Origin of the sequence: Halapricum hydrolyticum (assembly GCF_025517535.1) — an archaeon.
In the GTDB taxonomy this organism is placed as follows: Archaea; Halobacteriota; Halobacteria; order Halobacteriales; family Haloarculaceae; genus Halapricum; species Halapricum hydrolyticum.
In genome coordinates, this window is record NZ_JAOPKC010000031.1 from 1 (window position 1) to 20,729 (window position 20,729).

Genomic DNA, 20,729 nt, shown 5'->3' on the forward strand with positions numbered 1-20,729 from the left:
TCGAACACGCGCGTGCACGACAGAAAGTCCGTAATCGGCATCATCTGTCCTTGCTACCGCCTACGTCACGCTCCTACTTCAACGTGCAAAGCTGAGTTATATAGCTACATCTCCGTTGCAGCGGCAACATACGACGCTCTACCCAGACGTGATACGGTGATCGACCTTTCCTTCCAGCGAATCGACGACGAGGGAGACAATCACACTAATACTGCCGGCTGTAACATTTCGAAATAATTCGCCACCCCGGGGGGTGGCGAATATCTTTACGAACGTACAGCCGGCAGTATAACCTTCACCCGGTGCGATGCAGTACTCGATGGACGGCCCTGACAGGGCAACCCTCGTCTTGCTCTGGCTGCACGAGCGCTCGGCCGAGGCCATGCCAGCGACGATCTCTCGGATCACCGACGGACTCGGGCTGGACAGCCTGGCCGACCAGGTCTCGTTGCTGTCGACGCTGTCGTCGCTCCGCGAGGACGGACTGGTTGTCGAGCGGCCGTCGACTGAGACCGCAGACGCGAGAACGGCCTACGAACTCACGGCCGCGGGTCGCGAGCGCGCAACGGCGCTCGAACGCGAGTGGCGCGACCGGGCGATTGTCGTCCACCGTGACGGGACGACGACCGACGAGACGGCTGGGTCGGTCGCTACCGCGGAGGCGGACGGGCTTGCAGCCGTACTCGCCCGGGTCGTCGACGATCATCTTTGCGACGCAGACGATACCCTTGACCGCTCCGCCTTGTGTCATCGTCGAGGCTGAGAGGCTCATCGGCAGGGCGTCGCCTTCAGCGGTCGCGAACTGAACTTCGACGTCCGTAACCTGGCCGTCACGCAGCAGTCGCTCCAGGAATTCACCTCTGGTCAACAGGTCCGAGAACTCCTCGTTCTCTGTGGGCGAGGCGAACAGCACGTCGATCGGTTTCCCGACGATAGCCTCGGGATCGTAGCCCAGAATTGTCCGGACGGCGTTGTTTGCCCGCTGTATATCTCCCTCTGGGTCGGTCTGGACCAGCACGTCCGCCATCGTGTCGATGATGTTCTCTAGTTGGGCAGTCTGCTGGCGAACCCGACGTTCAAGGTCGTCACGCGAGAGAATTTCTAGCTCGGTCGCGTCGCGACCCGAATCTCCCATCGTCTTCGTTTTCAGGACGGCTCCACTTCGGTCTTTCCCAGGTCATTTTTTGATCGACGAGGCGTCGGCAGCCCGAAAGCGATAGGTTCTTGGGTATTTCTGGAATAGCGACGAGTGCGCGCGGGTAGCCAAGCCAGGAAAAGGCGCAGCGCTTAGGACGCTGTCCCGTAGGGGTCCGCCGGTTCAAATCCGGTCCCGCGCATGAGCGAACGAAGTGAGCGAAGAGGAGGTGCGGATTTGGGGTAGACCGAGGTTCTGCGCCGAAGGCGCAGGTTCTCGGACGTGGTTCAAATCCGGTCCCGCGCATTGCTGTCGCGAGCAATACCGCGAGCGACAGTAATCACCAGCGGATTTGATCCCTGGAAGTCACAACCCGGAACGGCGCGAAGCGCCGCAAGCCCGGACTGTCTTCATCCGGTTCAAGTCCGGTTCCGCGCATAAAATTCGGCCGTGTCGCCACCTCATTCGCCCGTTTTTGCCCCGGCTGGTCAACCATGGAACGCTCTTCCGTAGGAGATTGTTGATACAGTTCTACAGAAGAGAGTGGGAAGGGAAACTGACCGTTAGATCGATCAGCGGGCCGGTTCTCACTTAGCTTACTCTATAGAAGAATCGAAAGACAGCTCTACATCAACAATGTGCTACGCATGAGCGACCATGGAAAATGGCCTGCGATGACACTCTTATGCCGTACCGAAAGCGCAGGGAACGAGGTCGACGTCAATCAGTATATGCCGGCCGCGGGGTCGCCGGTTCCGGTACGCAGACGTCTGGCTTCGATCCCGAAATGGGTATCACCTGGGCGGTTCAAGGCGGAAGCCCCGTCATTGGGGTCGGACGGCTGTCCGACCGGAAGGACGGGGAGGAGCCGACCCCTGGCTTTGGACAACCACTGTCCCTACGACTGGCCGTGGTTTCGAAGCGTTTTTATCCCGTCTGATCCAACTGTATAATAGTGCTAATCGGGCAGAAGTCTCGGTTGGTACGGGCCGCCAGTCAACCGGCCCCTCAAGACGGGACCGTCGAAACGAGCGTGCCAGCCTGCCACCATGGTCGGTGGCAGGCTTCTCCGCACCCGTATCGGGTTCGAGTGGAGGTCACCGCCAATTAAATGGGCGTGACGCGGCCACCCACGTTGGGCGTTCCCCCACATCCCACTCACGGGATAGTGGAGTAACGAGCGGGGAACGGAATGGTTCCCCGCTCGTGAACCGTCGCGGTGCAACCAGCCTCGTTCATGCACGGGGGCGCGGGCCGAAACCACCACCCAGGTGGAAGCCCCGCCCTCAAGGACCGAGGTCGCCTCAGCGACCGAGAGAGTAGGGCGGGGTAGTTGACTAACGCGATGACTCCCGACACGGAAGAACAGCCAGCCGTAGCAAGCTACGCGGCGGCGTTAGGCCGTTCGGGGCTCTTTGGCCTTCGGCCGGAGGTTCTTGTAGCCGCACTTGCGACAGCGGTCGGCGCGCTCGGGGTTGCGAGCGTTACACCGCATGCAAATCTGCTTGTCGAGGATTCGTCCCTCAGCTTTGTCGAAACGGGCCATGGTAGCTCAGCCTTCTTCATCAGCGCGTTTAAAGGTTGCTTCCTCCGCCAGCGGGCCCGTATATGTGACATGTGATCAGCTCGCTTGTTCCTGGCCATGGGTAAAATTCACTTGGGGGGTCCGCATACGTACGGTTGTGTCCTCTCCCGCCGCAAATATCGAGGCCGTCCTCGACGAGTCCGGGCCGGATTACGACGATTTCACCTACGAGCAGCCGAGCGGCGGGGGCCAGAGTGACGTCTACATCGTTTCGTTGAGCTACCGGGGAGAGACCTACGAGGTCGTCGTGAAGTCCCAGCCCGACGACGACGCCACGTTCGCGCTCGAACCGCGCATGCACGAGTACGTCGCCGACCGCACGTCGATCCCGGTGCCACGGATTCTCGTCTTCGAACCGCACCCGGACCGAGACGTTCCACCGTACTTCGTCACCGAGCGAATGGAAGGCGAAAGTCTCTCGGATCGGTTCGACAGCCTCGACAGCGACCTGCAGGCCCGGATCATGACCCAGGTCGGTGAGATTCTGGGCGAACTCCACTCGACGATCGCGTTCGAGGGCTTCGGCTACTTCGGTCTCAAAAACGACCGGCTCGTCGTCGAGAATCTCACCTGGGACTGGCGGGAGTTCTTCGAGTCGCTGACGCGCGGCCATCTCCGGCGCCTGGAGTCGACCCCGTTCGACGATCTGCAGAAACCGGCCACGCGCGCGATCGAGCGTTCGATCGACGCGATCCCGACGACAGCGACGCCGCGACTCATCCACGACGACTTCCGTCCGGCCAACCTGACGTTCGATCCGGAGGCCGAGGAACCCATCACGGCCGTGCTCGACTGGCAGAACGCGCTCGCGGGCCACCCAGAGTACAACGTCGCCCAGGCGGAGTTGCTGTTCGTCGACTCGGTGTTTCGGGATCCGGACACCCGCGAAGCCCTTCGCGACCGACTCCACGAGGGGTATCGCACCTATCACGAGTTCCCTATCGAGGACGGCTACGAGCAACGCTGTTCGCTCTATCAGCTCTCGACGCTCCTGTGGCGGATGGGCGGGTTCGAACGGGCCTTTGCCGACGCCGGCAGGCTCGCCGAAGCCCGCGCGAAGGCCTACTATCGCGAGCAGTTCGAACAACTCGTCTCCGCGCTGCCCGACTGATAGTGATTACTGTAACGATTTACCGGTGCGACCGCACTACATCGTGCGGTCGACCCGGAACAGACGTACAGTAATCACTATGAGACGGACCGCTGTACGTCCCTTTCGTATCGCCCGCCCCTTCGCGGCCGTCCGTGAGAACGATGTCGACACGTTTTCGACGCTCTATCGCGCGTTCACGCGTATGGGTGAACTCGAGGAAGACAGGATCTACGCCGACACGCTCGGCAAGACCGACGTCTACGTCGCGGCAGGGCTCGGCGTCGTCGAGGTGTCGGTTTCGAACGACCGAATCGGGCAGTTCAGTCTCTACCATCGTTGCGCGGCGCGCGATATCGCTGCCGACGGCACGGATCTGCTGGTCGCGACCGACGAGGACGTGCTCGCGATCGATCCGGCCGGCGACGAGCCAGTCGTCGAACAGCTGGGGTTCGGCCCAGCGGTGGCGGTCGGCGGTGGAGACGCCCCGCTCGCGGCCGCGCCGGACGGGACCGTCGCCCGTGCCACCGCCGAGGGATGGACGGAGCTGGGCACCGTCACGGAGCCGCGGGCGATCGACGGCCCGCTGATCGCGACCGCGGACGGGGTCGTCCGGGTCGACGACGGCCTGGAGCACGTCGGACTGGACGACGTCCGGGACGTGGTCGGCGGGCCGACGCCGTATGCCGCGACGGCCAACGGCCTCTATCGCCTGGGCCCGGGCTGGACGCGCGAGCTCGACGCCGCCACGTCGGTCGTGGCCGCCGAGGACTCCAGGGTCCACGCCGTGACGGCCGACGGACTGTTTGTCACCGAGGGCGACGGCTGGCGCGAACGCGAGACGCCGACCGACGAGCCGCTCGTCGACGTCGGCTATATCGCTGACGGCGGCGTCGTCGCCGTGACTGCCACGGGCCGGTTCCTGGTCGATCCGGCGGCGGCCAAAGACGGTGCCAGCGGGTGGCGCACCCGTGCGCTCGGTCTCGCGGAGACGACGGGGTTCGCGATCCCGGCGCAGTAGCGCGCCCGTTCTCGCTGATGTCTGGATATCGAAAACGGGTTTATCCCGCGCCGCTTGCGACCGCGTATGATCGTCAGCGGCTCGCACTCCCAGATCCTGTCGGCCGAACTCGCCGCCGTCACCGGCCGATCGCTCGCCACCGTCGAGTACGATCGCTTTCCCGACGGGGAACTGAAGGTCCGCGTCCCGGACCCGTCCGCCGAGCGTGCGGTCGTCGTCGCCTCGACGCCCACCAGCGACGCCCACCTCGAACTCCTGCAACTGCAGGACGCGCTCCGGGAAGCCGGCGTCTCCGAAATCGTTACTGTCCTGCCGTACATGGGGTATGCTCGCCAGGACAAGGTCTTCGAGACGGGCGATCCGATCTCCGCGCGGGCGATGGCGCGCGCGGTCTCGACGGGTGCTGATCGCGTGCTGACGGTCAACCCCCACGAGCCGGCTGTGACCGACTTCTTCGACGTGCCCGCTGACACCGTCGACGCTGCCGGCCGACTCGCCGAGCCGCTGCCCGAACTGTCCGATCCCGTCTTCGTCGCGCCCGACGAGGGGGCAACAGCCCTTGCCGGGTCCGTCAGAGACGCCTACGGCGGCGGGGAGACCGATTACTTCGAGAAGACGCGCCACTCAAGCACTGAGGTCGAGATCGAGCCCCGCGACGCCGACGTGGCCGACCGGGACGTCGTGCTGACCGACGACATCGTCGCCACTGGCTCGACGATGTCCGAGGCCGTGGCCGCGCTCGCCGAGCGCGACGCCGCCCGTGTGTTCGTCACCTGCGTTCACCCGATGCTGGCACGGAACGCCGTCCTCAAGCTTTCGGCCGCCGGCGTCGAGGCGATCTACGGGACCGACACGCTCGAACGCCCCGTCAGCGAGGTCAGCGTCGCGCCGGCGATCGCCGACGCGCTGTCGTTGTGATTTCTGCGCTTTCTCCCGGCGGAGCGACTGCGATGGGTGCCTCTCGCTGGTTTTAACCTTCGGCTCCGAGAAACGTCGCCAATGGCAGCCGTCGACGAGTTCGTCTCTATCTATCGAGAGGCGCTGCCGGTCCTGTTGATCGCGCTTGCAGGAGGGCTGTTCTCCGGGCTCGTTCTCGAGGCGATCATCGAGCGAGTCGCCACGTTCCCCGGACTCCTCGTGGCGGTGCCCGTCTTTCTCGCGACGCGGGGCAACGTCTACGGCGCGCTGGGCGGTCGTATTTCCAGCGGTCTCCACCAGGGGTTGATCGAGCCGCGCTTTCAGCGCGACGACCGGCTGATCAACGCTATAGTCGCCTCGTTCGTCAACGCCGTCAGTATGTCGGTCGTGATTGCGACCCTCTCCTGGGCGGCGCTCGGGCTCCTGGGCTGGGAGTCGGCCTCGCTGCTTGAGTTCGTCGCAATCTTGCTCATCGCCGGCGTGCTGACGTCGATCGTGTTGATCTTCGGGTTGCTCCTCGTGATCTTCGCCGGCTACAAGCGCGGGTACGACCCGGACAATCTCGTCGGGCCGATCGTGACGACGCTCGGCGACATCTTCGGGATGCTGTTCTTGCTCCTCGCGACGATTTCCGTGGAGGTGCTCATCTAATGCTCGCCGGACACGAGTACGCCCGTCCTATCGCAACCGGACACGCCAGAGACAGTCGGTATCACGAGGTGACAGGCCGATGGTGATCGGATCGAACGAGTCGCTCGGCTCCTGGCAGGCGAGTCGGATCGTCCGGAACATGATCCCGCTTTTGATCGTGCTCTCGATGATCGTCCTCGTGGCGGGGGTCACGCTCGAAAACGCCCAGGAGTTGCTCGCGGAGTACGGCATCCTGGCGGTCATGGTACCGACGATGATCGCCTCGGGCGGCAACCTCGGGGCGATCCTGAGCGCGCGACTCTCGACGCGGTTCCACCTCGGGTTGACGGAACTGCGGATCCGCGACCGGACGCTGTGGGCGAACGTGGCGGCGATCTTCGCGCTCGGGCTGACTGTCTTCACAACACTCGCGCTCGGCGCCTACGCAATCGCCGCTCTGGCCGGCGATCCCGCTGCGACACTGTTCGAGCTGTTGACGATCTCGCTGGTCAGCGGGATCGCGATCATCTCGATCGCCGTCGTGTTGAGTTTCGCGGCGACGTGGGCGTCCTACCGGCTGGGGATCGACCCCGACAACGTCACGATCCCCATCGTCACGAACGTCGTCGACGTCTTCGGCATGATCATCTTCATCGGTGTCGCCTCGGCCGTCCTCGGGTTCTGAATGTTGCTTTTCAGTTGCCGGTTGGACTCTTCAAGGCGAAAAGACCGGACTGCTGGATTCTGTTGGAAATTTTTGAAACTTGGAACAAGGCTATTATACGGTCTTTTTTTGTTGCGACACAGCAAACCACGCTGATTAGGATATCCACCAAGGACTGACTGGATATACGGCAAAACTCCACTGAACTGGAACCGAAGGAAGCTATACTCCCGGGATGGTGCTCTGTACCGGCTAGGCAAGTCGATTCGGTGTGGAATGTGGGTGGACAAGTATATCCTGAATGGTGGCGCGGAATGGCAATCCGAAATCTAACATGGTCCCCAAACTTTTAGTGCCAAGTCAACCAACTTGGGGATATGGCAACCGATAGCTCAGGTGATGGTGATGTCCAAGTTGAGATTACCAAGTGTGGCATCACGATAACCTTGCGAGACAAGCTTGATTGGAAAATCGAGCAGAATTGGGATGAGATATCGAAAATCCAAATTGACACAACAGAAAAAGATCTCATACCGTCTGATTCCAGTGAGAATAATCTTCCAATCACAATCAAAAGCGCCGATATAACGATTAGAGACATCGGCGACGATACAGACACTTCGACGCAGTCGGGAGAACAAAAAAGCGTAGAAGGTCAGAAAATGTCAGGAGAATCTGAAGAGATCCAAATGGGGGATGAGATAGCAGTCCCTAACTATTGGAACTCAATCCAAGAGGAAACCGGGATCCAGTATGATCCTTCGACGGAAACAGTAAAATTCCCAGAAGATAAGACGCTCACAGAAATTTTCTCGGACTTCATTCGATTCCTGTTCAGCAACGGTCACATGGCGAAATCTGACCTCCCGTGGGCAACGCCCAATGCCAGAACGAATTACGTACTTAATTCTCAGCCAGTCCACAAGGATGGTGAGGAAATGGATGCGGTAGAGGTCATTGATGGTGTGTTCTTCGACAAGAAGATTCCACGAAATCAGCGTAAGCGTCACGTACAGCGACTTGTGGAAGAGTTCGTGAAGGAGTAATGAATTCGGCCCCCACCCTGCTAGCGTTCGCATTCCTTGTGTACGCCCAGAGTGGAATGCCAGGATTGGGGGCATTTGAGTTTCTGGTTTCGCTGCTCAAGAGTTATGTCTCTTCACTCGTGGGACAGAACCGTGATTTTGAGGGATCGACTACTATCACTGCACCTGACAAGACACGGAATAACGAGGAGTTCCAGAGCCCTGTCAGTGTGAGCAACGATAATGTTGAGGAAGCAAGTGTGAATATCGAAATTAACCACCACCAACACCACCACTACCACAGCCAGGCCGGTGGCGATCGGGAGACACTATCGGATGGCGGCCCAAGACGTGGAAATAACTGATACTATCTACTATGAGTAATTTATTTCACGTCACTTTTAGCAAGAATACACGTCATGTCTATAACGGAATTGTCCTATGCTTGCACGCAATGCTTCTACGATAACGGGCAACTTTCAGAGTTATCGACTGTCGATGATGAGGGTAACACATCTTCTATCAGTTGTACTCCCGCCACCGGTGGCCACACTCCTGGCACTTGAAAAAGCGCGTCGGCGGTTCGTCGGCCGAGCCGGTCTGTTTGATCGTGTACCAGGCTTTCGTGTGGCCACACTCATCGCAGACGACGTCGTCGGCGGTGGGCTTGCCCTCGAAGTTCGCGCCTTCTTCCGTTTCGATGACGTCGTCGGTGCTCTGGGATTCCGTCGAGACGAACTGTTCAGCTGCGGCCTCGTCACGCGGCTGTTCGTGCCCGCAGGACGAACAGACCATCACGTCGCCGTCGGCGTGCATCATCGAGCCACACTGCTCACAGAACTGCATCCTTGGAACGTACTGGTGGTGTCAGCGTGATAAGCCCTACTTCTGAAAGCCGCCGCGTTCCAGCCGCTCTCGCTCCTCGACGATCGGGCAGTCGGCGACGCGAACGGTATCGACGTCCAGGAACGTCAGAATCTCGGTCCCCTCGTGCGTGCAGGCGATCTCGGGCGGGTCGGTGAAGTACCGACACTGCTCGCAGAAACTGTGCTTGTCGACTGCCGAGATCCGCCGACCGTCGTCCTCTTCGGTGTCGATCTCGGCCTCGGGCGAGAGTTCTTCCCAGACGGCGTCGTCGGTGCCGCTGCCGTCCCAGTCGCCGCCCTCGAAGGGGTCGTCCTCGAACTGGTCGGCGAGGTCGGCAAAGGGGTTTGTCTCAGTCGATGGCCGTTGTTCGTCGGCCTCGGCCGTCTGTGGACCTCCGACAGGTTCCTCGAACGGGTGCTCGTCGAGTTGCCGCCCGTCTGCAGTGTCGTCCGCGCCGGTCTCTAGATCGAGGTCGCCGTGGTCAGCTTCGAGGTCGCCGTGGTCCGGGCCGAGACCGGCGAACGGATCGCCGTCCGGCACGTCGTCCGCGAGGTCGTCGAACGGGTCGGCCTCGTCCGTCGGGTCGTCGCTCACGGCTGCTCACCCCCAGTGTCGATACCGTCGACTGCGTCGCCGGTCTCCTCGGCGCCGGGGCCGATCTGTGAGGCGACGGTGAGCGTGGCACTGCCGAGCCCGAGGATCCGGTTCGAGGGTTCGAACCCGTCGAGTGCGGCCGAGCAGTGCGGACAGGACGGCTCGGTCAACAGGCCGATCTCGACGCCTTCGCCGCAGCTTTCACACCTGGCGCGACGCACGTCGTGCTCGCCAGCCTTGCGTTTGATCGCCTCGACGGTCGTTCCGCCACCCCTCTCTCGGAGGTCGCGGACGACCCAGGCGACCGTCTGCAGCTTCTCGCGGGCGTCGGCGAGGTCTTCGGCCAGGTCGGACACCTCGTCACTCCTCACGGTGTTCTCGAGCTGCCCCCGAAGATCGGCGAGTTGCGATTCGACGCCGCTGAGTTCCGCTTCGAAATCGTCCAGACGGTCGAGCTCTGTCCGGAGTTCGTCCAGGCGGCCGAGCTCGCTCTCGAGGTCCCCGATCCGGTCGAGTTCACTGTCGACGCGCTCGACCCGAGACTCGAGTGCGTCGAGTCGATCGACGAGCGTCCGGAGCCGGTCGTGCGTGTGGTCGGCGGGCGCTTTCGCGTCGGCCTCGCGTTTGACCTGGATGACGCGCTGGCGAACGTCGTCGATCTTGTCCTGGAAGTCCGCCTCGAGATCGGTGACGCGTTCTTCGAGTCGGTCGGTGTCTTCGAGTTGCCCGTCGACGGCCTCGGCGATTTCGGGCAGTCGATCGCCGACGACGGATCTGACGACCGGTTCGAGAGCGTTGGGGTCGAACACCTCGCCGTCTCGCTGTGCGAGTTCGCGATACGACGCAAGCAACTGGACGAGGAGGGTTTCACGCTCCAGGTCGCGTTCGGCGGCGTGCTGGTCGAGCCACGACTCCAGATCGGGCGGTAGCGAAACCGTCAGTTCCGTGCTTTCCTGTGACTCGCCCGCCATCACCTGGATATCGGCGAGCGCGTAGTTAAGGGTTCCCCACACATTTTCAGGAACGAATCTAGCGGAGTCCGGCCGTCGCTGACGCCGCACCTGTCGTCGAATCAGCGGATCTTCCGGACGTCACTGATGTCGAACCCGGCGTCGGTGAACTCGGTCTCGAAGCGGACGATGTTCTCCGATTCGAGCTGGCTCAACACGCCGCGGAACTGCTGGACGACCATCGTCCGGGCGAGCGTCGACCCCCCGCTGGCCCACTCGAACGTGAGCGTGCCGTCGGTGGCGTCGACGAGCTGTCCCTGACGCGTCCCGGAGATCGTCTCGAAGTTGAGATACGTCAGGATCAGCCCGCCCCATTCGTGTGCGGCTTTCTGGAGCCCCTTCATGAAGAAGGCGACGTCGGCCCACTCCAGATCGGCACGGTCGCCGATGGCGCTGATCAGGTCGGTCAGCGAGTCGATCACGACCAGGTTGCCCGTCGCGTGCTCACTCAGCAGATCGCCCAGCACCGTCAGCAACTCCTCGCGGTCGTCTCGCGTCCGGATGTCCTTGATCGAGGGTGCCCGCTCGGCGTACCACTTGCGTGGAATCGGACTGACGTGGAAGTACGTCGTCGAGAGGTCGTGATACTCGATCGCTTCCATCCCCGTCTCGAAGAGTTCCGCCTCGAAGGCACGGCTGGCTTCCTCGCGGAACTGCCTCTCGCTTGCGGTCAGCGAGACGTAGTGGATCTCCTCGGGCAGTTCTGCAGCCGACGGCAGGTCGCCGTAATACAGATCGAACAGCTCCGGATCGGTCTTTGCGAGTCCAGTGATCAGTGGGCTGGTGTGCATGAACTCGCGAGCACCGGCGCCGGCCTCGCCCGAGAGGAGGACGACGCTGCCCGGCGGGGCCCCGCCGCCGATGGTCGTATCGAGCTGGCGGATCCCGAACGGAATGCGAACCATACGCCACGTTTCGAGGCTGTCCGCTTGTGCGTTACGGCGCTCGGGCTACTCCGAGCGTCCCCGTCCCGAACGGACCGATTCACTCAGTTCCCGCGTCGCGGCCGCCGGATCGCCCGCGCCGGTGATCGCGGAGATGACCGCCACGCCGTCGGCACCCGCCGCGGCGACCTCGGAAGCGTTGTCGGCGTCGACCCCGCCGATCCCGACGACCGGGATCTCGACGGCTTCGACGATCGATTCGAGACGATCGAGCCCGATCGCGTACTCCTCGTCGTCGATGTCGTCTTTCGATCCGGTCGCGTAGATCGCGCCGACGCCGAGATAGTCGGCGCCGGCCCGCTCGGCCTCGCGTGCGTCCTCGACGAACGAGACTGACCGGCCGACGATGGCGTCCTCGCCCAGCAACTCCCGGGCTACAGTGACGGGCAGATCCTCGTCGCCCAGGTGGACGCCGTCGGCCTGAACCGCCTGTGCGATGTCGACGCGATCGTTGACGATCAGCGGTACGCCGGCCTCGCGGGTGATCTCACGGAGATCGACCCCGAGTTCGTAGCGCTCCCGTGCGGGCACGCCCTTTTCACGGAGTTGCACGACGTCGACGCCACCGTCGACCGCTGCTCGCACGATCTCGCGGGTGTCTCGTCCTTCCGAGAGGCTGGCCTGCGTGACGAGGTACACGTCCCAGTCGGTCATGTGTGTGCGTCTGTGGGCCGAGCGGGTGGCTCTTGCGCTTCACCACCTTTTTGCGTGTCGGGTTTCCTCGGGCCTGCGGGAACCACTCGGACAAAAAAGGTCGCGACCCGCTGCCTCACGGCTCCGCCGCTCTGCCTTTCGAGGTCGCTTAGCGACCTCGCAACGCTCGTCGCGGTGACTCGCAGCTACCGCCGATCTTCCAGCTCCGATCGGAGATCCTCTAGATCCATGTCTTTCATCGCGAGCAACACCAGCATGTGATAGACGATGTCGGCCGCTTCGTGGGCGATCTCCTCGTGTTCGTCGTCCTTGGCGGCCAGCACGAGTTCGGTCATCTCCTCGCCCAGCTTCTCCAGGACGGCGTTCTCGCCCTTCTCGTGAGTGAACAGCGACGCGGTGTAGGAGTCCTCGGGCAGGGTCTCCTTGCGGGCCTCGATGACCTCGAACACCTCGTCGAGTACGTCAGCGTCGGTCATACTCGGGGCGAAGCGGCCGGGAAGGAAAAAGGTCGCTACTCGACAGTGACCGCGAAGGTCCCGCTCACTCGAAGAAGGCCAGATCGTGGATCCGCGAGTCGCCCGTGAGTTCGGGGTGGAACGACGTGCTGAGGACCGGACCGTCCCGAACCGCCACGGGGCGGCCGTCCCAGGTGGCCAGCACTTCGGCGTCGCCGACCTCGTCGATGACGGGCGCGCGGATGAACACCGCGTGGAACGGCTCGTCGAGACCGTCGACGTCGAGTTCGGCCTCGAAACTGTCCTTCTGGCGGCCGAAGGCGTTGCGCTGGACGCTCACGTCCAGCAGGTCAAGCGTCTCGACGCGGTCGTCGTTGGCGTCGCTCGAGGAGACGATCAGGCCCGCACAGGTCGCCAGCAGCGGCTTGCCCTCGGCGACGTGGGATTTGACCTCTTCGTCGATCCCCTCGCGAGCGAGCAACCGCGAGATCGTCGTCGATTCCCCGCCCGGGATCGCAAGCAGGTCACACTCGGGGACGATCCCCGATTCGCGGATCTCGACGACCTCGACGGACTCGCCGTGGGCGGCGGCCGCCGATTCGATCGCCGCGGCGTGTTCGCTGACGTCACCCTGGACGGCGACGACACCGGCTGTGAGACTCATTGCCGGCGATAACCGATCGACTGCGAAAAACCTCTCGTTCCGGGTGTCCGGGATCTGACCGGAAGTCCCGCGCCGGGAGTATTAGGTGTCGGGAGTCCGAGAGTCGAATATGGACACTCGCCGGGACCCGGTCCAGGCGCGCAACGACGGATCGCTCGATCTCCACGACGTGGCCGAGTGGGATCAGCGAACGATCCTGGACGCGATCGCCGTGTTCATCTATCAGGCACTACTCGTCGCGACGCGGGCGTTCGTCGTCCTCCTTGCGCTGTTCATCCTGCTGGCCGAGATCGCACTCGGGACGCTCGGCGGGTTGACCGAGCCCTGGATCGGCGTGCTGACGCTGCTTTCTGCCGTGCCGGCGCTCGGTCTCGCCGCGTACATCTGGTATGCGGACGTGACGACTCAGGAACCGCTGTCGCTGCTGGTCGGGACCTTCCTGCTCGGGGTCCTCGTCGCGGGGTTCGCCGGCGTGCTCAACGCAACAGTTCCGGCCCTCTTCCTGGGTGCCGGCATCGATATCGGTCTCGTCGCGTTCTTTTTTCTCGTCGTCGGCCCCATCGAAGAGGGAGTCAAGTTGCTCGCCGTTCGGCTGTATCCGTTCCGCGACGACCGATTCGACGCCGTAATCGACGGCGCGGTGTACGGTGCGGTCGCAGGACTCGGGTTCGCCACCATCGAGAACGCCCTGTACATCACCCAGAACGTCGCCGCGGCGGGCGCGGACCAGATAGCGGTTGGGGGTGGAACCTCGATCGTCCGCGCGCTGGCCGGCCCGGGACACGTTATCTACTCGGCCATCGCCGGCTACTATCTCGGACTGGCGAAGTTCAATCCCGAGAACGCCGGCCCGATCGTGATCAAGGGCCTGCTGATCGCGTCAGTGATCCACGGCGGGTACAACACGCTCGCGCAGTTCGTCCCGGAGTTTCTGGCCGTGGCGACGGGGCTCGGCTGGTTCGGCGGGTTCGTCCTGTTCATCGTCCTGTTCGACGGCGTGTTCGGACTCTTGCTCGTCTGGAAGCTGCGGGCGTACCGCCGGGCCTACCAGTTCGTCCACGATCGGCCGGCGCCGCCGTCCGAACCGACGGAGTTCGAGCCGTGACAGTCATGTATCCGCCGCAGGGAGCGTGAATCGATGGCGCTGAGCACCGACTCGCGGGTGCTGACGCTGTCGGTCGCGCGGATGGCTGACGCGCTGGGCAACTCGTTTCTGATCATCGTCCTCCCGCTGTACATCGCCAGCGGCGAGATCTCGCTCGCAGGAATCGCCGGAACCGAACTCGGCGGGTTCGTCCTGCGCCAGGAGACGCTGATCGGGATCGTCCTCTCACTCTTTGGCCTGCTCAACAGCCTCGGCCAGCCCTTTACCGGCCGCTGGTCCGATCGACTCGGCCGCCGGCGGGTGTTCGTCCTCGGTGGACTGGTCCTGTTCGGGATCGGCAGCGCAGCGTATCCCTTCGCCGGAACCTACTGGACGGTGCTGCTGGCCCGCGCACTCCAGGGCGTCGGCGCTGCCTTCACCGTCCCGGCGACGGTCGCGCTGATCAACGAGTACGCCGGCAGCGACAGCGAACGCGGGGGGAGCTTCGGCGTCTACAACACGCTCCGCCTGCTCGGATTCGGCTTCGGGCCGATCATCGCCGGGATCGTCGTCACGGGCGGACTCGCCGCTGAGGGGGTCGTCACCTACGACCTGCTCGGACTCGCAATCTCCGGGTTCGACGCCGCCTTCGCCGTGGCTGTCCTCGGTGCGGCCGTCAGCGCTACCCTGGTCGTGCTGTTCATCCAGGATCCGCCGGAGGCGGCCGACGCGGCGAGCAAGAACCTCTCCATCGCGATCCGCGGTCCGGACGGCCGCGGCCTCGATTCGGTGTTCGTCCTCGGGATCGGGACCTTCCTGATGGCGACGACGATCGCGCTGTTCGCCACGCTGGAAGGCCCCATCCGGGCGCGACTCGACGAGTCGACCTTCTTCTTCAGCGTCCAGTTCGCGGCGGTGACGCTCGCGAACGTCGCGTTCCAGGTCCCGATCGGACGAGCCAGCGACCGCCACGGGAGGCGCCCGTTCGTCGTCGCCGGGTTCGCTGTGCTGATCCCTGCTGTCTTCGTCCAGGGGATCATCACCGATCCCTGGTTGATGCTCGGTGCACGCTTCCTCCAGGGTGTGGCCGTCGCGCTCGTGTTCGCGCCGTCGCTGGCGCTGGCCGGCGACCTGGCCGGCGAGCGCGGCTCGGGAACGACGCTGTCGGTGCTGACGATGGCGTTCGGCCTCGGCGTCGCCGTCGGGCCGCTGGCCTCCGGCGTGCTGTACAACGTCGGGAACTTCGGGACGCCGTTTTTCTTCGGCGCAGTCCTGAGCGTGCTCGCGCTCGCGCTCGTCTACAGCCAGGTCGAGGAGACGCTCACCGAACCTGCCTCCTGATCAAAAAATATACAACGGATCGCTGTCACGTCCGGCGCGTATGCCCTCCAATCCACAACCATCGGAGCGCGGCTGCCCGAAGTGCGGACACGACGAGGTCGATGTCAGCCGAATCTCGACGACCGGCGGCGGTCTCTCGAAGATGTTCGATATCCAGACGAACAACTTCCAGGTCGTCTCGTGTCTGAACTGCGGATACTCCGAGCTGTATCGTCAGGGCGGCGACGCGGGGAGCGACATCGTCGACGTCTTCCTCGGATGAGCGTCGCCGGAGCTGTCCTCCTGGCCGCGGTCTTGACCATCGCCGGCGGGCTGGTTCTGTACGCGCTCGTCCGGGGCGAGCGAGAGCGCGGCACGGTCACCGATCGCGAGACCGGCGAGCGACTGGCACGTCGGGATACCGGTGAACCGCCAGAGGAGGACTGCTAGACGTCCGACAGCTGAATCGCGCGCACGATGACGTACCTGAACACGATTCCCGACCCGACCGCGAGTATCAGCTGACCGAGCCACGTCAGCGCGGTCCCGATCAGGGACTCGAGTCCATACGACACGGTGAATGATGCACCGAGATACAGCGGGAGCAGCCCCAGGATCCCGAACAGCAGGACGAGTCCCAGGATCGGGTAGGCTTCTCGCCAGATCTGCTCGAAGTCGAACGTACCGGTTTCCACGTCGACGAACGGTGGCGATGGCGACATCGAGAACGGCTTCGGACACCCGGCCAAAACCCCTTCGGGAAGGTATAATCGCTGTTTGTGTCTCGGGGCAGGTAAGCGACGCTGACTATTGAGGGTCTGACGAAGAACCACGACTCTCGGGCACGGATTCGGACAGTTGTCTCCCGCGAGCGACGGCGTACAGCACGACGATCGCGGCACCGAGGTAGAACACGAACTGCCCGACCACGGTGAAGGTGGCGCCGAACAGTCCGTAGAAGTCGGCACCGATGTACTGCAGCATGGCACTTGGAATGCCGAACAGGGCGATCAGCTTCGCGAGCGGTTCCGCTTCAATCCAGATGTGGTCGGTATCGAGCGCGCCCGATTCCGGATCGACGAACGGCGGGGACGAGGGCATGCACTGGCCGTTCGAACACCTGACTGATATTTTTTCTGAACTCTTGTGGTGATCGTTGTATCGATTTCCCCGTGCAAGCTCACGCCGGGCCGGGTCTTCCCGAGTGCGGCGCGGTCTGAGAGTAATCCGGACCGAATGCGCTCACCCCTCTGTCACCGGAGTATCGCTTCGAGCGTCTCGGTGACGGCGTCGGCGGCGGCGTGTACCTCGGGCAGTCGGACGTACTCCCGGTCGCTGTGGGCGACGACACCCTCCTCGTCGGCCAGCACGCCCGGTCCGAACACGACCGTCGGAGCCTCCTGGGCGAAATACGAGGCTTCGGTCGCGGCCCCGAACGGCCGCACTGCGCCGCCACTGGCGTCTGCGAGCGCCCCGACGAGCCGATCTCCGGGATCGGTCGCGAACGCCTCCAGGAAGGGGGTCTCGCGGCCGCCGAACGACACCTCGAGCGACAGCCCGTCGGGGAGTCGCGCCTCGAGATGCTCGACCAGCCCGGTTCGGAATCCCTCGGCCGTTTCGGGCGGGACGCTCCGGCGGTCGAACGTGATGACACATTCCGCAGGGATCTGGTTCGGAGCCTCGCCGCCCTCGATCAGCGTCGGCACGAGCGACGGCCGACCCAGCCGCTCGTGTTCCCCGGGCCCGCGGGACTCGTCGTAGGTCGCCAGTCCGTCGAGGATCGGCTCGGCAGCGGCGATGGCGTTGTCGCCGCTCTCGGGTTCGGCCGCGTGAGCGCTCGTGCCCGTGATCGTGACCGTCCCCTCGAAGCGACCCCGGGCAGCCGTACAGACGTCCAGCCCGGTCGGTTCGCCGACGATGAAACCGTCAGCGTCGAACCGCCCCCGCAGCGCGGCCGCGCCCGTCGAGTGGACCTCCTCGTCCGGCGTGATCGCGAGCGTGACAGTCCCCCGTTTCGGGCCGACAGCCAGGAAGGCCGCGAGCAGCGCGGCGAGCGGCCCCTTCGCGTCGCAGGAACCCCGGCCGGTGACGACCTCGCCGTCGCGCTCGTAGGGGATATGCGGCGGAACCGTGTCGATGTGGGTATTGAGCACGAGGTGTGGCCCCTCTCGATCGCCGGCCCGCGTCGCCAGCACGTTCCCGGCGTCGTCGACGGTCGGCTCGATCCCCTCGTCTTCGAGCGCCTCGACGAGCAGCGACCGCATCTCCGCGACGGATTCGTGCGATGGGGTCTTCACGGCTCGCTCGTGGAAGAACTCGATGTCGAAGGTCACTCCGCGAGCACCCCGTCGGCGGGAACGGTCGTCTCGAACTCGCGCTCGACCGGCCCCTGTAGCGTCGCGCCGTCGGCGGTTCGCGTGACGACGAGCCGCCCGCCCGGTGGATGGACGGGCACGGACTGTCCGGTCTCGACGCGTCCGAGTTCGTGTGCCACGGCGACGATCGCGACCGCGCCGGTCCCACAGGAGCGCGTCTCGCCTTCGACTCCGCGCTCGAACGTGCGCTGATCGTAGCCGAAGACGGGCCCCGCCTCGCGTTCGGAGGCGATCGTGACGTTCGCACCTTCGGGGAAGCAGTCGGCGTGGCGAACCGGCGGGGCGACCGTCTCGAGGTCGACCGCTGCCACGTCGTCGACGAACGCGACGGCGTGTGGGACGCCGGTGTTGACCGCCGTGACGGTCAGCCCCTCGATCTCGCCGTCGATCAGCGGCTCGTCGAACGTCGTCGGGACGGCGTCGGGTTCGAACGTCGGCTCGCCCATCTCGACGGCGACGCCCTCCTGACGGACCTCGGCGGGGTACTCGCCGGCCGGCGTGTCGATCACGAACTCGCGGTCGCCGGTCCGGGCGGCCGCCCAGGTGGCGACGACCCGGGCACCGTTGCCGCACATCTCGGCGATCGAGCCGTCGGGCTGGACGAGCGTCATCTCCACGCGCGTCGGCGCGGTGCTGGCGTCCAGCGTCAGAAACAGGACGCCGTCGGCACCGACCCGCGCGCCGTCCGGATGATCGAGACCCGTCTCCCGGTCGGCGAGTCGCCGGGCGAACGCAGCCCGGTCCTCGATAGGGGCGTCGGCCTCGACCACGACGAAGTCGTTGCCGGTGCCGTGGTACTTCTCGACGGTAATCATTGCTCGACCTCTAGTCGGGTCAGGTCCGAAAGGGTTTCGCGTTCGACGGCGAGTCGCGGCTCGCCTCCGCCGATGGAAACGACGGCCGGGCGCGGACGGGAGTTGTAGTTCGAGGCCATCTCGTAGCCGTACGCGCCGGCGTTGCCGATCGCCAGCACGTCTCCCCGCTCGGGGCGCGGCAGCTCGCGGTCCCGACCCAGCACGTCCGCAGTCTCACAGATCGGGCCGGCGATCATCGCCGTGATCGGGTCACGCTCGCCGGCGTCGGGCGCCAGCGTCTGGATCTCGTGGTAGGCGTCGTACATCGCCGGGCGAAGCAGCGTCGTCATCCCCGCGTCGACGCCGACGACCGTCGTCTCGGGCGTGGGTTTGACGGTGTTGACCGTCGTCAGGAGGACGCCCGCATCGGCGACGACGTACCGGCCGGGTTCGATCCCCAGTCGCACGTCCAGCTCGCCGGCCGCCTCGCGGGTCGCCTCGGCCACGCTATCGAGATCCAGCGGCTCCTCTTCCGGACGATACGGGACGCCCAGTCCGCCGCCGACGTTGAGGAAGTCGAGGCCGTGGCCGAGCTCGCGAGCCAGATCGCCCATCCGAGAGACGAGTTCGCGGTGGGCCGCCAGGTCCGCCTCGTCGTGGATTCCGCTGCCGGCGTGGGCGTGTAATCCGACGAGATCGAACCCGCGATCGACGATCTCGCTCGCGAGTTCGGAGACGCGATCGTACGGGACGCCGAACTTCGGGGCGTCGCCGGTGGTGACTTTCGCGTGGTGGCCCGCACCGACGCCCGGGTTGACCCGGATCGCGAGCGGGCCGTCGTAGCCGCGTCTGGCGAGTGCCTCGAAGGCGTCGGCCGCGCCGACGGTGATCACGAGATCGAGGTCCTCGCGCGACGGGTCCGCGGCGAGTTCGACGACGTGATCGAGATCCCCGGCGGGCGGGTTGACCGCGGTGTACCGGACCCGGTCGAAGCCGGCGTCGGCCGCACGCTGGAGTTCGCCCGCGGAGGCACACTCCGCACTGAGCCCTGTCTCTGCGACGGTTTCCAGCGTCGCACGGACGGTGTTGGCCTTGACGGCGTAGCTGATCTCTTCGTCGTGAAAGGCCGCCCGGAGGGCAGCGACGTTCTCGCGGACCCGTTGCTGGTCGAGGACGTAGAGCGGCGTCCCGTATTCGTCGGCGCGATCCCGCAACGCGGCCGCGTCCCAGTCGGCCAGACGGCGGATCGGTGGTCCCTCGGTGGTCATTACGGGCCGTTCGGGCCGGCCGCAAATCATAGTGACTATCCTGTGCGACTGTCAGAAATGTACAATAAACAACAAGTACTATGGGTTAGAACGTGTTAACAAACAGCATGAATGGGGAGATAGCGATCGTCGTGGACGAAGGCGATCAGGAGAGTTCGCACGTCGAACGTGCAATCGACAGAGCGAGAGAGCACGAGGCGACGCTCCACGGCCTGTACGTGATCGACGCGTGGCGGTTCGGTGAATATTCAGCATACGGATGGAGCGTGCTCGAACGCGAAAAGCAAGAGGAAAAAGGAGAGCGGGTCCTGGAGCGGATCCGAGAGAAATGCGAGCAGCACGGCGTCGAATTCGAGCAGGAAACGACAGTCGGCAAACCGAACGAGACGATCCGTGACTTCGTTCGTGACAACGACATCGACTTGCTCGTGTTTTGCGAATCGGGGGGTGAGGGAAAGCCACACAACTCACCGCAGATGATCAGAGACCTTCAAAGAGAACTCTCGGTGGAGATAGAAACCGTCTGACGTCGCGAACAAAATACGAGATACGTTGACGTTCCAATTCTCTCCCCTGGTATTCCTGATCCAACTGTGGGGCTACTGTGCAGGTGAATCACGTCTCAGAAATCA

At 64.1% G+C, this 20,729-nt stretch carries 25 protein-coding genes and 1 tRNA gene; 12 read left to right on the forward strand and 14 right to left on the reverse strand.

Annotation, left to right across the window (positions count from 1 at the left end; translation table 11 throughout):
• Positions 1 to 295 precede the first annotated feature (295 nt).
• Positions 296 to 1,135 carry a PAS domain-containing protein gene (locus OB916_RS15760; RefSeq protein WP_315910256.1) on the reverse strand — a complete coding sequence of 280 codons (840 nt, stop codon included), beginning with the start codon at positions 1,133 to 1,135 and terminating at the stop codon, positions 296 to 298.
• A gap of 118 nt (positions 1,136 to 1,253) precedes the next feature.
• Between OB916_RS15760 and OB916_RS15765 the strand changes: the two genes are divergently transcribed.
• Positions 1,254 to 1,337 (forward strand) — tRNA-Leu (locus tag OB916_RS15765).
• 1,194 nt (positions 1,338 to 2,531) lie between these two features.
• On the opposite strand, the gene OB916_RS15770 is transcribed toward OB916_RS15765, so the two are convergent.
• Positions 2,532 to 2,681, reverse strand: coding sequence for a 50S ribosomal protein L40e (locus OB916_RS15770; protein ID WP_315910257.1), 150 nt, complete (start codon positions 2,679 to 2,681; stop codon positions 2,532 to 2,534).
• A gap of 136 nt (positions 2,682 to 2,817) precedes the next feature.
• Between OB916_RS15770 and OB916_RS15775 the strand changes: the two genes are divergently transcribed.
• From OB916_RS15775 to OB916_RS15800, 6 genes are all read left to right on the forward strand, one after another.
• Complete coding sequence (locus tag OB916_RS15775; RefSeq protein ID WP_315910258.1) at positions 2,818 to 3,831, forward strand: phosphotransferase family protein; 1,014 nt, start codon at positions 2,818 to 2,820, stop codon at positions 3,829 to 3,831.
• Positions 3,832 to 4,015: 184 nt separating this feature from the next.
• Positions 4,016 to 4,831 carry an HVO_0234 family beta-propeller protein gene (locus tag OB916_RS15780; RefSeq protein ID WP_315910259.1) on the forward strand — a complete coding sequence of 272 codons (816 nt, stop codon included), beginning with the start codon at positions 4,016 to 4,018 and terminating at the stop codon, positions 4,829 to 4,831.
• 66 nt (positions 4,832 to 4,897) lie between these two features.
• The gene (locus tag OB916_RS15785) at positions 4,898 to 5,749 is read left to right on the forward strand and encodes a ribose-phosphate diphosphokinase (RefSeq protein WP_315910260.1); all 852 of its coding nucleotides are present in this window, start codon (positions 4,898 to 4,900) and stop codon (positions 5,747 to 5,749) included.
• An 81-nt stretch (positions 5,750 to 5,830) separates the two neighbouring features.
• Positions 5,831 to 6,400 (forward strand): magnesium transporter, encoded by a 570-nt coding sequence (locus OB916_RS15790; protein ID WP_315910261.1) that lies wholly within the window; start codon positions 5,831 to 5,833, stop codon positions 6,398 to 6,400.
• Between the two features lie 79 nt (positions 6,401 to 6,479).
• Positions 6,480 to 7,064, forward strand: coding sequence for a magnesium transporter (locus tag OB916_RS15795; protein WP_315910262.1), 585 nt, complete (start codon positions 6,480 to 6,482; stop codon positions 7,062 to 7,064).
• 356 nt (positions 7,065 to 7,420) lie between these two features.
• Complete coding sequence (locus OB916_RS15800; RefSeq protein ID WP_315910263.1) at positions 7,421 to 8,089, forward strand: hypothetical protein; 669 nt, start codon at positions 7,421 to 7,423, stop codon at positions 8,087 to 8,089.
• A 501-nt stretch (positions 8,090 to 8,590) separates the two neighbouring features.
• Here the strand turns inward: OB916_RS15800 and OB916_RS15805 are convergent.
• From OB916_RS15805 to pdxT, 7 genes are all read right to left on the reverse strand, one after another.
• On the reverse strand, positions 8,591 to 8,914 hold the full coding sequence (locus OB916_RS15805) for a transcription factor S (protein WP_315910264.1): 324 nt from the start codon (positions 8,912 to 8,914) through the stop codon (positions 8,591 to 8,593).
• Positions 8,915 to 8,950: 36 nt separating this feature from the next.
• Positions 8,951 to 9,529, reverse strand: a complete 579-nt coding sequence (locus OB916_RS15810; protein ID WP_315910265.1) for a hypothetical protein — start codon at positions 9,527 to 9,529, stop codon at positions 8,951 to 8,953.
• Positions 9,526 to 10,500 (reverse strand): hypothetical protein, encoded by a 975-nt coding sequence (locus OB916_RS15815; protein ID WP_315910266.1) that lies wholly within the window; start codon positions 10,498 to 10,500, stop codon positions 9,526 to 9,528. The genes OB916_RS15810 and OB916_RS15815 overlap by 4 nt, the downstream gene beginning before the upstream one ends.
• Positions 10,501 to 10,601: 101 nt before the next feature.
• On the reverse strand, positions 10,602 to 11,444 hold the full coding sequence (locus tag OB916_RS15820) for an RAD55 family ATPase (RefSeq protein ID WP_315910267.1): 843 nt from the start codon (positions 11,442 to 11,444) through the stop codon (positions 10,602 to 10,604).
• A 45-nt stretch (positions 11,445 to 11,489) separates the two neighbouring features.
• On the reverse strand, positions 11,490 to 12,137 hold the full coding sequence (thiE, locus tag OB916_RS15825) for a thiamine phosphate synthase (protein ID WP_315910268.1): 648 nt from the start codon (positions 12,135 to 12,137) through the stop codon (positions 11,490 to 11,492).
• Between the two features lie 185 nt (positions 12,138 to 12,322).
• The gene (hisE, locus tag OB916_RS15830) at positions 12,323 to 12,613 is read right to left on the reverse strand and encodes a phosphoribosyl-ATP diphosphatase (protein WP_315910269.1); all 291 of its coding nucleotides are present in this window, start codon (positions 12,611 to 12,613) and stop codon (positions 12,323 to 12,325) included.
• A gap of 64 nt (positions 12,614 to 12,677) precedes the next feature.
• On the reverse strand, positions 12,678 to 13,256 hold the full coding sequence (gene pdxT / locus OB916_RS15835) for a pyridoxal 5'-phosphate synthase glutaminase subunit PdxT (RefSeq protein ID WP_315910270.1): 579 nt from the start codon (positions 13,254 to 13,256) through the stop codon (positions 12,678 to 12,680).
• A 109-nt stretch (positions 13,257 to 13,365) separates the two neighbouring features.
• On the opposite strand from pdxT, the gene OB916_RS15840 reads away from it, so the two are divergent.
• From OB916_RS15840 to OB916_RS15855, 4 genes are read left to right on the forward strand one after another with little or no spacing between them, the layout of a single operon-like run.
• On the forward strand, positions 13,366 to 14,361 hold the full coding sequence (locus tag OB916_RS15840; protein ID WP_315910271.1) for a PrsW family intramembrane metalloprotease: 996 nt from the start codon (positions 13,366 to 13,368) through the stop codon (positions 14,359 to 14,361).
• Between the two features lie 33 nt (positions 14,362 to 14,394).
• Positions 14,395 to 15,681: an MFS transporter gene (locus OB916_RS15845; RefSeq protein WP_315910272.1), complete on the forward strand. Its 1,287-nt coding sequence runs from the start codon at positions 14,395 to 14,397 to the stop codon at positions 15,679 to 15,681.
• Positions 15,682 to 15,721: 40 nt separating this feature from the next.
• Positions 15,722 to 15,943 carry a zinc ribbon domain-containing protein gene (locus OB916_RS15850; protein WP_315910273.1) on the forward strand — a complete coding sequence of 74 codons (222 nt, stop codon included), beginning with the start codon at positions 15,722 to 15,724 and terminating at the stop codon, positions 15,941 to 15,943.
• Positions 15,940 to 16,110 (forward strand): hypothetical protein, encoded by a 171-nt coding sequence (locus OB916_RS15855; protein ID WP_315910274.1) that lies wholly within the window; start codon positions 15,940 to 15,942, stop codon positions 16,108 to 16,110. Before OB916_RS15850 ends, OB916_RS15855 begins: the two co-directional genes overlap by 4 nt.
• On the opposite strand, the gene OB916_RS15860 is transcribed toward OB916_RS15855, so the two are convergent.
• From OB916_RS15860 to lysA, 5 genes are all read right to left on the reverse strand, one after another.
• Positions 16,107 to 16,382, reverse strand: a complete 276-nt coding sequence (locus OB916_RS15860) for a hypothetical protein (protein ID WP_315910275.1) — start codon at positions 16,380 to 16,382, stop codon at positions 16,107 to 16,109. The genes OB916_RS15855 and OB916_RS15860 overlap by 4 nt on opposite strands.
• An 85-nt stretch (positions 16,383 to 16,467) precedes the next feature.
• The gene (locus OB916_RS15865) at positions 16,468 to 16,761 is read right to left on the reverse strand and encodes a hypothetical protein (RefSeq protein WP_315910276.1); all 294 of its coding nucleotides are present in this window, start codon (positions 16,759 to 16,761) and stop codon (positions 16,468 to 16,470) included.
• 152 nt (positions 16,762 to 16,913) lie between these two features.
• Positions 16,914 to 17,993 (reverse strand): M20 family metallopeptidase, encoded by a 1,080-nt coding sequence (locus OB916_RS15870; RefSeq protein WP_315910277.1) that lies wholly within the window; start codon positions 17,991 to 17,993, stop codon positions 16,914 to 16,916.
• Positions 17,990 to 18,850 carry a diaminopimelate epimerase gene (dapF, locus tag OB916_RS15875; RefSeq protein WP_315910278.1) on the reverse strand — a complete coding sequence of 287 codons (861 nt, stop codon included), beginning with the start codon at positions 18,848 to 18,850 and terminating at the stop codon, positions 17,990 to 17,992. The genes OB916_RS15870 and dapF overlap by 4 nt, the downstream gene beginning before the upstream one ends.
• A complete protein-coding gene (gene lysA, locus OB916_RS15880; protein ID WP_315910279.1) occupies positions 18,847 to 20,097 on the reverse strand; it encodes a diaminopimelate decarboxylase in 1,251 nt (416 codons plus the stop codon). Before lysA ends, dapF begins: the two co-directional genes overlap by 4 nt.
• 107 nt (positions 20,098 to 20,204) lie before the next feature.
• Between lysA and OB916_RS15885 the strand changes: the two genes are divergently transcribed.
• Positions 20,205 to 20,624, forward strand: a complete 420-nt coding sequence (locus OB916_RS15885; RefSeq protein WP_315910280.1) for a universal stress protein — start codon at positions 20,205 to 20,207, stop codon at positions 20,622 to 20,624.
• The last annotated feature ends 105 nt before the right edge of the window (positions 20,625 to 20,729 follow it).

Bases quoted from the DNA above. Each gene is read 5' to 3' on its own strand.
- OB916_RS15760 (WP_315910256.1), bottom strand. From the start codon at position 1,135: ATGGGAGATTCGGGTCGCGACGCGACCGAGCTAGAAATTCTCTCGCGT.
- OB916_RS15770 (WP_315910257.1), bottom strand. From the start codon at position 2,681: ATGGCCCGTTTCGACAAAGCTGAGGGACGAATCCTCGACAAGCAGATT.
- OB916_RS15780 (WP_315910259.1), top strand. From the start codon at position 4,016: ATGGGTGAACTCGAGGAAGACAGGATCTACGCCGACACGCTCGGCAAG.
- OB916_RS15785 (WP_315910260.1), top strand. From the start codon at position 4,898: ATGATCGTCAGCGGCTCGCACTCCCAGATCCTGTCGGCCGAACTCGCC.
- OB916_RS15790 (WP_315910261.1), top strand. From the start codon at position 5,831: ATGGCAGCCGTCGACGAGTTCGTCTCTATCTATCGAGAGGCGCTGCCG.
- OB916_RS15795 (WP_315910262.1), top strand. From the start codon at position 6,480: ATGGTGATCGGATCGAACGAGTCGCTCGGCTCCTGGCAGGCGAGTCGG.
- OB916_RS15800 (WP_315910263.1), top strand. From the start codon at position 7,421: ATGGCAACCGATAGCTCAGGTGATGGTGATGTCCAAGTTGAGATTACC.
- OB916_RS15805 (WP_315910264.1), bottom strand. From the start codon at position 8,914: ATGCAGTTCTGTGAGCAGTGTGGCTCGATGATGCACGCCGACGGCGAC.
- OB916_RS15815 (WP_315910266.1), bottom strand. From the start codon at position 10,500: ATGGCGGGCGAGTCACAGGAAAGCACGGAACTGACGGTTTCGCTACCG.
- OB916_RS15820 (WP_315910267.1), bottom strand. From the start codon at position 11,444: ATGGTTCGCATTCCGTTCGGGATCCGCCAGCTCGATACGACCATCGGC.
- thiE (WP_315910268.1), bottom strand. From the start codon at position 12,137: ATGACCGACTGGGACGTGTACCTCGTCACGCAGGCCAGCCTCTCGGAA.
- hisE (WP_315910269.1), bottom strand. From the start codon at position 12,613: ATGACCGACGCTGACGTACTCGACGAGGTGTTCGAGGTCATCGAGGCC.
- pdxT (WP_315910270.1), bottom strand. From the start codon at position 13,256: ATGAGTCTCACAGCCGGTGTCGTCGCCGTCCAGGGTGACGTCAGCGAA.
- OB916_RS15840 (WP_315910271.1), top strand. From the start codon at position 13,366: ATGGACACTCGCCGGGACCCGGTCCAGGCGCGCAACGACGGATCGCTC.
- OB916_RS15845 (WP_315910272.1), top strand. From the start codon at position 14,395: ATGGCGCTGAGCACCGACTCGCGGGTGCTGACGCTGTCGGTCGCGCGG.
- OB916_RS15850 (WP_315910273.1), top strand. From the start codon at position 15,722: ATGCCCTCCAATCCACAACCATCGGAGCGCGGCTGCCCGAAGTGCGGA.
- OB916_RS15855 (WP_315910274.1), top strand. From the start codon at position 15,940: ATGAGCGTCGCCGGAGCTGTCCTCCTGGCCGCGGTCTTGACCATCGCC.
- OB916_RS15860 (WP_315910275.1), bottom strand. From the start codon at position 16,382: ATGTCGCCATCGCCACCGTTCGTCGACGTGGAAACCGGTACGTTCGAC.
- OB916_RS15865 (WP_315910276.1), bottom strand. From the start codon at position 16,761: ATGCCCTCGTCCCCGCCGTTCGTCGATCCGGAATCGGGCGCGCTCGAT.
- dapF (WP_315910278.1), bottom strand. From the start codon at position 18,850: ATGATTACCGTCGAGAAGTACCACGGCACCGGCAACGACTTCGTCGTG.
- lysA (WP_315910279.1), bottom strand. From the start codon at position 20,097: ATGACCACCGAGGGACCACCGATCCGCCGTCTGGCCGACTGGGACGCG.
- OB916_RS15885 (WP_315910280.1), top strand. From the start codon at position 20,205: ATGAATGGGGAGATAGCGATCGTCGTGGACGAAGGCGATCAGGAGAGT.